Below are 11,506 nucleotides of genomic sequence, written 5' to 3'. Positions count from 1 at the left end.
CCGTCATCGCAGTGGGCTGCGTGCACGAGCGTGGCCCGTATGGACAGAGAGACGCGGCAGCGGAATTTGCTCATATGTTTGTTGCGGCGCATCAACACGGTGCCGTGTGTAGACACATCCTGTGCAGAGGCGAGACCGCACCAGTCGCCGTCGTGTCGCGCATGCGACGGGCCATCACGGCATGCAGTGACAGCCGTTGGCTCGATCCGTGTCTCGCTTTTGCATGCGTTGACCGTGAACTGGCTGCAGGGCAGCCGGATCCAGGGCGTGCGTGCGCCATCGCGCGGGCCGCGCTGGCAGCGCGCGGCGCCCAGCGTCATCATGCGCCGCTGCGTGATGCGTGCGGTGCGCACTACACTCGGCGGCACGGCGGGTGGTTCCCGCACGCCGGCCTTTCTCCTGGAGCGATGATGGAACTGGGTGTGTGCACGATGTGGCGGGTGCGGCAATGAGTCTGTACATCGGTCTGGACGTGGGGACGCAGAGCGTCAAGCTGCTCGCCTACGATGCCGACAGCCGGCAGGTGGTGGCCACCCACGGCCACGCGCTGGAGCTGATCAGCCGCGACGACGGCACCCGCGAGCAGCAGGCGCAGTGGTGGATCGACGGCATCGTCGCCTGCTTCGCCGCACTGAGCACCGAACAACGGGCGCAGGTGCGGGCCATCGCGGTGTCCGGGCAGCAGCACGGCTTCGTGCCGCTGGACGCGCAGGGCCACGTCACCGCGCCGGTGAAGCTGTGGTGCGACACCAGCACCCAGCGCGAGTGCGAGGAGATCATGGCCGCGGTTGGCGGCGCGCAGCGCTGCGTGGAGCTGGCCGGCAACCCGATCCTGGCCGGCTACACCGCCTCCAAGCTGCCGTGGACGCGCAAGCATCGTCCCGATGCCTACGCGGCGATGGCGACGGTGCTGCTGCCGCACGACTACGTCAATTTCTGGCTCACCGGCGAGCGCTACGCCGAGGTCGGCGACGCCTCCGGCAGCGGTTGGCTGGACGTGCGCACCCGGCAGTGGTCGGCGCCGCTGCTGCAGGCGATCGATCCGCAGCGCGACCTGGCCGCGGCGCTGCCGCCGCTGGTGCCGACCGAGACCAGTTTCGTCCTGTCCGCCGCGGCGGCGCAGACGCTGGGCCTGCCGCGCGAGGTGCGCGTGGCCACCGGCGGCGGCGACAACATGATGGCGGCGATCGGCACCGGCAACGTGGTGCCGGGGCGACTGAGCATGAGCCTGGGCACCTCGGGCACGCTGTTCGCCTATGCCGAGCGCCCGGTGGTCGATGCCGAGGCACGCTGGGCCGCGTTCTGCTCATCCAGCGGCGGCTGGTTGCCGCTGATCTGCACCATGAACTGCACGGTCGCCACCGAGACCATCGCGCGTCTGTTCGGCATCAAGACCGGGCAGGGCGAGGCCTTGCTCGCCACCACCGCGCCCGGCGCCGACGGACTGGTGCTGCTGCCATTCTTCAACGGCGAACGCACCCCGAACCTGCCGGCGGCGCGTGGCTGCCTGACCGGCATGGACCTGCACAACACCACGCCGGCGCATTTCTACCGCGCAGCGATGGAGGGTGCCAGTTACAGCCTGCGCAACGGCTTCGATGCCTTCGTCGATGCCGGACTGCAATTCGATGCGATCTCCTTGACTGGCGGCGGCAGCAACAGCGCTGGCTGGCGCCAGCTCATCGCCGATCTGTTCGGCTTGCCGGTGCACGTGCCGACGCAGGCCGAGGGCGCGGCGTTCGGCGCCGCGCTGCAGGCGCTGTGGGCCGACGGCTGGGCGCAGGGCGACCGCGCCAGCCTGGCCGAGGTGGTGCTGCAGCACCAGCAGGACGACGCGACGCGCTCCGCGCAGCCGGATGCGCAGCGCGGCGCGCAGTACCAGGCGCACTACCAGAGCTTCCAGCGGCATCTGCAGGCCGTCGGCCCGCTGTACGCCGCGTGATTCCCTTTCCCCCGCAACGCACCAGGACTTCGTGATGAGCACATCCGTCTACACCGGCGCCAAGGAATACTTCCCGGGCATCGGTCGCATCCCGTTCGAAGGCAAGGCCTCGGACAATCCGCTGGCATTCAAGGTCTACGACGCCGGCAAGCGCATCGGCGACAAGACCATGGCCGAGCACCTGCGCTTCGCCGTGGCCTACTGGCACAGCTTCTGCGGCAACGGCGCCGATCCGTTCGGCCCGGGTACGCGGGCCTATCCCTGGGACGCCGGCAGCGATGCGCTGGGCCGCGCCGAGGCCAAGGCCGATGCGGCGTTCGAGTTCTTCACCAAGCTCGGCGTGCCGTACTACTGCTTCCACGACGTGGACCTGGCGCCGGACGCCGAGGACGTCGGCCAGTACGAAAAGAACCTCAAGCACATGGTCGGCATCGCCAGGCAGCGCCAGGCCGACACCGGGGTCAAGCTGCTGTGGGGCACCGCCAACCTGTTCTCGCACCCGCGCTACATGAACGGCGCGGCGACCAACCCGGACTTCGACGTGGTCGCGCGCGCGGCGGTGCAGGTCAAGGCGGCGCTGGAGGCGACCGTGGAACTGGGCGGCGAGAACTACGTGTTCTGGGGCGGCCGCGAAGGCTACGCCTGCCTGCACAACACGCAGATGCGGCGCGAGCAGGAGCACCTGGCGCGGTTCCTGACCCTGGCCCGCGACTACGGCCGCAGCATCGGCTTCAAGGGCAATTTCCTGATCGAGCCCAAGCCGATGGAGCCGATGAAGCACCAGTACGACTTCGACAGCGCCACCGTGGTCGGCTTCCTGCGCCAGCATGGGCTGGACAAGGATTTCAAGCTCAACATCGAGGCCAACCACGCCACCCTGTCCGGGCACAGCTTCGAGCACGACCTGCAGGTGGCCAGCGACGCCGGCCTGCTCGGCAGCATCGACGCCAACCGCGGCAATCCGCAGAACGGCTGGGACACCGACCAGTTCCCGGTCGATCTCTACGACACCGTGGGCGCGATGCTGGTGGTGCTGCGGCAGGGCGGGCTGGCCCCGGGCGGGCTCAACTTCGACGCCAAGGTGCGCCGCGAGTCGTCCGATCCGCAGGATCTGTTCATCGCCCACATCGGCGGCATGGACGCGTTCGCGCGCGGCCTCGAAGTCGCGCACGCGCTGCTCACCGCCTCGCCGCTGGAGCAGTGGCGCCGCGAGCGCTACGCCAGCTTCGACAGCGGTGCCGGCGCGGCCTTCGCCGCCGGCAACAGCACGCTGGCCGACCTCGCCGCGCATGCCGCGCAGGCCGGCGAGCCGACCCAGCGCAGCGGCCGCCAGGAAGCCTACGAGAACCTGATCAACCAGTACCTGCTGCGCTGAACCGGTGTGCGGCGGCGGCCCGGTGCCGCCGCCGCGCATGCTGCTTCCCGCGCGCCGGCCGTCTCCCTCTTGCACGCCACCAGGTGAACCCATGTCCAGTGTTCCGATCGATCGCCACGCCGACGCCGGCGAGAACACCCGCCTCATCATCCTGATCAGTTGCGTCGCCACCATCGGCGGCTTCCTGTTCGGCTTCGACAGCGGCGTCATCAACGGTACCGTCGATGGCCTCAAGCAGACCTTCCAGTCCAGTTCCGCCGGCACTGGCTTCGAGGTCGCCTCGATGCTGCTGGGCTGCGCGATCGGTGCGTTCCTGGCCGGCTCGCTGGCCGATCGCTGGGGCCGGCGCACCGTGCTGATCGTCTCGGCGGCGCTGTTCCTGCTGTCGGCGCTGGGCGCCGGCGCGGCGCACAACTCGGCGGTGTTCGTGCTGGCGCGGATGATGGGCGGTTTCGCGGTGGGCGCGGCCAGCGTGATGTCGCCGGCCTACATCGCCGAGGTCGCCTCGGCGCGCTACCGCGGGCGCCTGGCCACGGTGCAGCAGATCGCCATCATCGGCGGGCTGTTCTGCGCCTTCCTCAGCAACTATCTGCTGGCCAAGGCCGCCGGCGCGTCCACCGAGGCGCTGTGGCTGGGCCAGCCGGCCTGGCGCTGGATGTTCTGGATGCAGGCGCTGCCGTCCACCGCGTTCCTGCTGCTGTTGCTGGCGATTCCGGAGAGCCCGCGCTTCCTGGTGGCGCGGGGCCGCCGCGAGCAGGCGCTGGCGGTGCTGACCCGGCTGTACGGGGCCGGCACGGCGCAGACCAAGCTGACCGAAATCTCCGCCTCGCTCTCGGCCGACCAGCACACGCCGCGGTTGTCGGACCTGGTCAGCAAGGTCACCGGCAAGATCCGCCCGATCGTGTGGATCGGCATCGGCCTGGCCACTTTCCAGCAACTGGTCGGCATCAACGTGGTGTTCTACTACGGCGCGGTGCTGTGGCAGGCGGTGGGTTTCTCCGAGAGCGATGCGTTGTTGATCAACGTGCTGTCCGGTGCGTTGAGCATCGGTGCCTGCCTGATCACCGTGGTGTTGATCGACCGGGTCGGGCGCAAGCCGCTGTTGTGGATCGGCTCGGCCGGCATGGCGGTGTCGCTGGCGCTGGTCACCATCGCCTTCGCCAGCGCCTCGCTGGATGCGGCCGGCAAGCTGGCGCTGTCGCCGGGCATGGGCCGGCTGGCGTTGATCGCCGCCAACGTCTACGTGGTCTTCTTCAACATGTCCTGGGGCCCGGTGATGTGGGTGATGCTGGGCGAGATGTTCCCCAACCAGATCCGCGGCTCCGGCCTGGCGGTGGCCGGTGCGGCGCAGTGGATGTCCAACTTCGCCATCACCGTGACCTTCCCGGTCCTGCTCGGCAGCATCGGCCTGGCCGGTGCCTACGGCATCTACACCGTGGCCGCGTTCCTGTCGGTGTTCTTCGTGCTGCGCTACGTGTACGAGACCAAGGGCAAGGAACTGGAGCAGATGCAGGGCTGATGCCGATACGCACGCGCATGCGGCGCGCGTGCCATCTCTGGATCGGTGTGTCTGCAGCGAGCGGCTGAAGGCATTGCCGGATCGGCGAAGGCGCTGCACGCGCCGTACCCTCACCCCAACCCCTCTCCCGGTGGGAGAGGGGCTTTGCCTTTCCCTTCTCCCGCCGGGGCCATGGCCCGCTTTTCGGGCGAAGGTGCCCCGCAGGGGCGGATGAGGGTACGGGGCAAGCCGTGCGAGCAGGTCCACGCTACCCCGCCGAACACGGCGGCCTGCATCGGCCCGACGAAAAGACTTGGCGCCGCTGACGGCTGAGGTGCGCCATGCGCGCTCCTGTCGATGAGCGCTGGTTATGTTACTTTATAACAATTGCAACGTGGCTCCATACCTTTCCTCGCTCCCTTGCCGCTCCCATCGATCCGATGAACTTGCAGATCCCCTCGCCATTGCCCGATGTCGCTGCCGACGAACCTTCGCAGATTGCCGCTCCCCTGAACTGGGTGGGCATGGACGGCATCGCGCTGCCGATCTATCTGGAGATGGGCGAGGGCGCGCCTGCGGCACCCGTGCCGGCGCAGGCCGCGCTCGCCGTCGACCTGCCGTCGGCGCAGGTCAAGGGCATTCATATGTCGCGGCTGTACCGCCTGCTCGACGAGTGCGCGCAGCAGCCGCTGTCGCCGTCGCGGCTGTCGCAGTTGCTGCGGGCGATGGTGCATAGCCACGCCGACTGCGCCTCGACCGCAGCGCGGGTGTCGCTGCGCCTGGAACTGCTGCGTCGCAGCCCGGCACTGCGCAGCCCGGGGCTGGCCGGATGGCGGGCGTATCCGCTGCGGATCGACGCCGAACTGCGTGGCGGCGTGGTCCGGCTCGGACTCGGCGTGGACCTGCTGTATTCCTCGACCTGCCCGTGTTCGGCGGCGCTGGCGCGGCAACTGCTCAGCGAGGCCTTCGTGCAGCAGCACCCGGAACAGGCCTCGCTGTCGCGGGAGGCGGTGGCGGACTGGCTGCTCCGGCACGGCAGTCACGCCACCCCGCATAGCCAGCGCAGCGTGGCCTCGGTCCGGGTTGGCGTGTCGGCGCGTGCGGTGCGCTTCGACGCGGAGGGCGTGATCGCGCTGGCCGAGCAGGTCCTGGCCACGCCGGTGCAGGCGGCGGTGCGGCGTGCCGACGAACAGGCGTTCGCGCGCCGCAATGGCGAGAACCTGATGTACGTGGAAGACGCCGCGCGGCGCCTGCAACAGGCGCTGGGCGCGCGCTACGCCGAGGTGCAGGTCCAGGTGCGGCATCTGGAGAGCCTGCATGCGCACGATGCGGTGGCAGAGACCGCATCGGCGCCGGTGGCCGTCATGGCCGGAGAGGCCGCCCCTGGCTTGGCGCAGGCCTGACCGCGAGCTGCGGGTGGTCGGCACGTGCGCACCGATGCCGACCGGATCGCGCACGTCGCCCGGGCCGCCTCGGCGTTCCGGGTAGGCTTGGATCGGCGCTCCGGCGTCTGCAGCCGTCTGGCCGAGGGCGATCGACGCCCGCGCAACCAGGAGGGAGGCGCGTCGGGCCGCGGCCGGCGCCGAAACGCAAAAAACCCCGCCAAGGCGGGGTTTTTGCTGTGTCGCGCTGCAGGCGACGCGAGGATGGCGCTCCCTAGGGGACTCGAACCCCTGTTTTAGCCTTGAGAGGGCCACGTCCTAACCACTAGACGAAGGGAGCGTTGGTCGCGTCGATTGCAGCGCGCTAGTATATGGGTCTCGCCGCCCTTCGGCAATCCCGCAACCCGATACGGAAGCGCCATCATCAATCCGCCAGTTCCATCGCCATTCACCCTGCGCGCGATCCCGCGCGACCAGCACCCCATTTCGCGCAAGGACATCAGCCCCAACGCCCTGCGCGTGCTGTACCGGCTGCGCGAGGCCGGCTTCGGCGCGTACCTGGTCGGCGGCGCGGTCCGCGACCTGCTGGTCCAGGTCCAGCCCAAGGACTTCGACGTCGCCACCGACGCCACCCCCGAGCAGGTCAAGCAGTTGTTCCGCAACTGCCGCCTGATCGGCCGCCGCTTCCGCCTGGCGCACGTGGTCTATGGCCGCGAGATCATCGAGGTCGCCACCTTCCGCGCCAACGTCGACGACGGCAGCGGCGACCGCGAGGTGGACAACGGCCGCCTGGTCCGCGACAACGTCTACGGCAGCATCGAGGACGATGCGGTGCGCCGCGACTTCACCTGCAACGCGTTGTACTACGCCATCGAGGACTTCTCGGTGCGCGACTACACCGGCGGCTTCGAGGATGTGCAGGCGCGGCTGATGAAGCTGATCGGCGACCCCGAGCAGCGCTACCGCGAGGACCCGGTGCGCATGCTGCGCGCGGTGCGCCTGGCGGCCAAGCTCGGCTTCGAGATCGAGGCCGGCACCGCCGAGCCGATCCCGCGTCTGGCCGGGCTGCTGGCCGAGGCCGCGCCGGCACGATTGTTCGAGGAAGTGCTCAAGCTGTTCCTGTCCGGCCACGGTGTGGCCAGCTTCGAGGGCCTGGAGCGGCACGGCCTGCTCGCCGCGCTGTTCCCGGAGAGCGCGGCGGCGCTGCGCTCCAACCGCAGCGGCGCGCTGCGGCGGATGCTGATCGAGGGCCTGCGCAACACCGACAACCGTGTCGCCAACGACGAGCCGGTGTCGCCGGCGTTCCTGTTCGCGCTGCTGTTGTGGCCGGCCTACTGCCGCGCGCTGATGACCCTGCAGAAGCAGGGCATGCAGATGGAGGAGGCGCAACGCCGCGCCGCCGACCGGGTGACCCTGCACCAGCTGAGCACCGTGGCGCTGCCGCGGCGTTTCTCGCTGCCGATGCAGGAGATCTGGCTGCTGCAGTCGCGCTTCACCTCGCGCCAGCGCAAGCGGGTGGTGCGCACGCTGTCGCATCCGCGCTTCCGCGCCGCGTTCGATTTCCTGATCGTGCGCCAGTCCGCGTCGGACGAGCATGCGGCCGACATCGCCTACTGGCGCGAACTGCAGCAGCAGCCCGGCTACGCGCCGCCGCCGCGCGGCTTCGATCCGGAGGTGGACTACGCCGGCGACGAGCTGGCGTTCGCGCCGCCGGCCGACAGCGAAGAGACCCCCAAGCGCCGCCGGCGCCGGCGCCGCCGCCCGGACGCCGCCACGCCCGTCGAGTGAGCGCCGCGACACCGGCGCCGGTCCAGGCCTGCATCGGCCTGGGCGGCAACCTTGGCGACGCCGCGGCGACCCTGCGCGCGGCCCTGGCCGCGCTCGACACGCTGCCGCAGACCCGGCTGGTGCGTGCCTCGCAGCTGTACCGCAGCCCGGCCTGGGGCCGCGAGGACCAGCCGGACTTCATCAACGCCGCGGCGCTGGTGAGCACCACGCTGCCGGCGCCGGAGCTGCTGCAGGCGCTGCTGGACCTGGAACACCGCCACGGCCGCCAGCGGCTGCCTGGCGAGCGTTGGGGCCCGCGCACCCTGGACCTGGACCTGCTGCTGTATGCCCAGGCGGTGATCGATCTGCCGGGGCTGCAGGTGCCGCACCCGTTCCTGCACGAGCGTGCGTTCGTGCTGCTGCCGCTGGCCGAGATCGCCGCGGAGGCGGCGATTCCGGGCCATGGAACGGTGCGTGACGCACGCGACCGCATCGAAACCGGCGGGATCGTGCCAATCGGTAGATAATGCTCGGCTCATTACCGCAGCACATGAGCTTATGAGCAGTCACGCCGACAGCAAGCCCTGGACCGTTCCCGCCCTGGCCGAGGCCAAGCGCCGCCAGCAGAAGCTGGTGATGCTGACCGCCTACGACGCCGGCTTCGCGCGAACCTTCGACGCCAATGGCGTGGACCTGATCCTCATCGGCGATTCGCTGGGCATGGTGGTGCAGGGCCATGACTCGACCCTGCCGGTGAGCGTGGACGACATCGTCTACCACACCGCTGCGGTGGCGCGGGTGCTGCAGCGTGCGCTGCTGGTCGCCGACCTGCCGTTCCAGTCCGATGCCACGCCCGAGCGCGCGCTGGACGCGTCGACCCGGCTGCTGCAGGCCGGCGCGGAGATGGTCAAGCTCGAAGGCGCCGGCCACAAGCTGGAGGTTATCCGCTTCCTCAGCGAACGCGACATCCCGGTGTGCTCGCACCTGGGCCTGACCCCGCAGTCGGTGCTGACCTTCGGCGGCTACAAGATCCAGGGCCGCGAAGAGGCCGCCGCGGCCAAATTGCTGGCCGACGCCAAGGCGGTCGCCGCGGCCGGGGCCGCGCTGCTGGTGCTGGAATGCGTGCCGTCGCCGCTGGCCGCGCGCATCACCGCCGAGATCGCGATCCCCACCATCGGCATCGGCGCCGGCCCCGAGTGCGACGGCCAGGTGCTGGTGATGCACGACTTCCTCGGCCTGGACAGCGGCCACCGCCGCCCGCGCTTCGTCAAGGATTTCCTGGCCGAAGGCGGCTCCATCGCCGGCGCCGCCCGCGCCTATGCCGACGCGGTCCGCGCCGGCACCTTCCCCGACGCCGAACACGCCTACGCCAAATGATCGAGACCGTCACCGACCTGGCGCGACTGCGCGCCGTCGTCACCGGCTGGAAGCGGCAGGGCCTGCGCGTGGCCTTCGTGCCGACCATGGGCAACCTGCACGCCGGACATTTCTCGCTGGTGATGCTGGCGCGGCAGTACGCCGACCGCGTGGTGTCCAGCGTGTTCGTCAACCCGACCCAGTTCGGCCCGAACGAGGACTTCACCCGCTACCCGCGCACCCCGGAAGCCGACACCAGCGGCCTGGAGGGCGCCGGCTGCGACGTGCTGTGGCTGCCGACGGTGGAAAGCATGTATCCGCTGGGCGTGGAGCTGGCGCTGCGCATGCACACCCCGGGCGTCAGCGAGGTGCTGGAAGGCGCCTGCCGGCCCGGCCATTTCGATGGCGTGTGCACTGTGGTGGCGCGCCTGTTCAACCAGGTGCAGCCGGATCTGGCCGCGTTCGGCAAGAAGGACTACCAGCAGCTGGCGGTGATCCGGCAGATGGTGGCCGACCTGGCATTCCCGATCGAGATCCTGGGTGGCGGCATCGTGCGCGAGGCCGACGGCTTGGCGATGAGTTCGCGCAACCAGTACCTGTCGGCCGAGGAGCGGCCGCGTGCCACGCATATCCATCGCACCTTGCTGGCGATGCGCGAGGCCCACCTGGCCGGGCGCCCGCGCGCCGAGGTGGAGGCGGCGGCGACCGCACAGCTGCAGGCGGCCGGGTTCGAGGTCGACTACAGCGTGCTGCGCACGCCCGACCTGAGCGAGCCGCAGGACGGCACCGGCCCGCGCGTGGCGCTGATCGCCGCGCGCCTGGGCCGCACCCGCCTGATCGACAACCTGGAATTCTGAGGGCGGTTGCCTGATCCCGTCGTAGGAGCGGCTTTAGCCGCGACCGGGCCTGACCGATGAAGGCCCGGTCGCGGCTAAAGCCGCTCCTTGTATCTGGACATGTCGCCCCTAAACAGGCGTCATGTCTTCCGACTGATCATCGGAGGAGGTGTGGGAGGTCCAGTCGCTCCTAAAGCTTCGAGCTTGCATCGTAGATCGGCTCCGCCCTCCACATGCTGGCCCTTGGGTGTCCGAACGGTATCCAGAGTCCGCCCCCCCGGGCGTGAACTCGCATCGACAAGGCAGGACCGGGCCCAGCGCCGATCATGACCCTGACACGATGGAGGAATCGCACATGTCTCCCGTCATCGGCATCGACGTCGCCAAACGCAGTTTCGATGTGGCCATCGAGCTGACCAATGGCAAGCACCGTACCAAGGCCAAGTTGTCCAACGATGCCAAGGGCTTCCAGGCCCTGCAGGCATGGCTGCAGACGCATGCCCAGTCCGATAGCTGGATCGCCATGGAGGCCACCGGCACCTACCACCAGGCGCTGGCCGAGTTCCTCCACGCACGAGGCTATCGGGTGTGCGTGCTCAACCCGGCACAGACGGCCGCGTACGCACGCAGCCAACTCAGCCGGGTCAAGACCGATCGCAGCGATGCCAAGCTGATCGCCAGCTATGCCCTGCGTCACCGCGAGCAGTTACGCCGTTGGTCCCCTGATCCGCCGGCGCTCAAGCAGCTTAAAGCGCTGGTGCGCCGGCGCCAGGATCTGCAACAGATGCTGCAGATGGAGCGCAACCGGCTGGACGTCGCTCCGGCCCAGGTGAAGGACTCGATCCAGGTCCATCTGGCCGATCTGCAACACCACATCGCCCAGATCGAGCAGGCCATCGATGACCATATCGACCAGGATCCGACCTTGCGTGGGCAGCGCGAGCTGCTGGTGAGCATCCAGGGCATTGCCGACACCAGCGCGGCCTTGATGCTGGCCGAGCTTGGCGATGTGAGGCGCTTCGCCGATGCCTCGGCGGTGACCGCCTTCGCGGGCCTGAATCCGTGCCTGCAGGAGTCGGGCGAGCGCAAAGGCCACGTCTGCATCTCGCGTACCGGCTCGTCCCGCCTGCGCGCGGGCCTGTTCATGCCGGCCCTGGTGGCCATGACCCACAACCCGATCATCCGGGCGCTGAAACAGCGGCTGAGCGAACGCGGCAAAGCCGGCAAGCAGATCGTGTGCGCCGCCATGCGCAAGCTCCTGCACCTGGCCTACGGCGTTCTCAAATCGGGCACGGCGTTCGATCCGAAAAGGGGCCTTGCCTGCTAGGGGGTAAGACGGTATCTACGACG

General features: G+C 69.5%; 9 protein-coding genes and 1 tRNA gene. 9 read left to right on the top strand and 1 reads right to left on the bottom strand.

All coding sequences use genetic code 11. The features are described from left to right. Nucleotides 1–448: 448 nt before the first annotated feature. The 4 genes from xylB (at nucleotide 449) to folE2 (ending at nucleotide 6,218) form a co-directional block, all read left to right on the top strand. Nucleotides 449–1,942, top strand: a complete 1,494-nt coding sequence (gene xylB, locus AC1PMG_RS12035) for a xylulokinase (RefSeq protein ID WP_481109038.1) — start codon at nucleotides 449–451, stop codon at nucleotides 1,940–1,942. 34 nt (nucleotides 1,943–1,976) lie between these two features. Next, nucleotides 1,977–3,317: a xylose isomerase gene (gene xylA, locus AC1PMG_RS12030; RefSeq protein ID WP_481109037.1), complete on the top strand. Its 1,341-nt coding sequence runs from the start codon at nucleotides 1,977–1,979 to the stop codon at nucleotides 3,315–3,317. Between the two features lie 91 nt (nucleotides 3,318–3,408). Then, nucleotides 3,409–4,836 carry a sugar porter family MFS transporter gene (locus tag AC1PMG_RS12025; RefSeq protein WP_152239249.1) on the top strand — a complete coding sequence of 476 codons (1,428 nt, stop codon included), beginning with the start codon at nucleotides 3,409–3,411 and terminating at the stop codon, nucleotides 4,834–4,836. 431 nt (nucleotides 4,837–5,267) lie between these two features. After that, nucleotides 5,268–6,218 (top strand): GTP cyclohydrolase FolE2, encoded by a 951-nt coding sequence (gene folE2, locus AC1PMG_RS12020; RefSeq protein ID WP_481111660.1) that lies wholly within the window; start codon nucleotides 5,268–5,270, stop codon nucleotides 6,216–6,218. Nucleotides 6,219–6,462: 244 nt separating this feature from the next. On the opposite strand, the gene AC1PMG_RS12015 is transcribed toward folE2, so the two are convergent. After that, nucleotides 6,463–6,537: transfer RNA gene (locus AC1PMG_RS12015), tRNA-Glu, on the bottom strand. A 29-nt stretch (nucleotides 6,538–6,566) separates the two neighbouring features. Between AC1PMG_RS12015 and pcnB the strand changes: the two genes are divergently transcribed. The 5 genes from pcnB to AC1PMG_RS11990 all read left to right on the top strand — a co-directional run bounded on the left by pcnB (nucleotide 6,567) and on the right by AC1PMG_RS11990 (nucleotide 11,483). Continuing rightward, complete coding sequence (gene pcnB, locus AC1PMG_RS12010) at nucleotides 6,567–7,985, top strand: polynucleotide adenylyltransferase PcnB (RefSeq protein ID WP_209029322.1); 1,419 nt, start codon at nucleotides 6,567–6,569, stop codon at nucleotides 7,983–7,985. After that, on the top strand, nucleotides 7,982–8,491 hold the full coding sequence (folK, locus tag AC1PMG_RS12005) for a 2-amino-4-hydroxy-6-hydroxymethyldihydropteridine diphosphokinase (RefSeq protein ID WP_481109036.1): 510 nt from the start codon (nucleotides 7,982–7,984) through the stop codon (nucleotides 8,489–8,491). Before pcnB ends, folK begins: the two co-directional genes overlap by 4 nt. 31 nt (nucleotides 8,492–8,522) lie before the next feature. Then, entirely contained in the window at nucleotides 8,523–9,341 is an 819-nt protein-coding gene (gene panB / locus AC1PMG_RS12000) for a 3-methyl-2-oxobutanoate hydroxymethyltransferase (RefSeq protein WP_342073258.1), read from the top strand. Continuing rightward, the gene (panC, locus tag AC1PMG_RS11995) at nucleotides 9,338–10,177 is read left to right on the top strand and encodes a pantoate--beta-alanine ligase (protein WP_481109035.1); all 840 of its coding nucleotides are present in this window, start codon (nucleotides 9,338–9,340) and stop codon (nucleotides 10,175–10,177) included. The genes panB and panC overlap by 4 nt, the downstream gene beginning before the upstream one ends. Nucleotides 10,178–10,511: 334 nt before the next feature. Continuing rightward, on the top strand, nucleotides 10,512–11,483 hold the full coding sequence (locus AC1PMG_RS11990) for an IS110 family RNA-guided transposase (RefSeq protein WP_481109034.1): 972 nt from the start codon (nucleotides 10,512–10,514) through the stop codon (nucleotides 11,481–11,483). Nucleotides 11,484–11,506 lie beyond the last annotated feature (23 nt).

This window comes from Xanthomonas sp. NCPPB 2250 (assembly GCF_056725265.1).
Note: the sequence above shows the minus strand (reverse complement) of the source record. Positions and strands in the feature narration are given on the sequence as shown.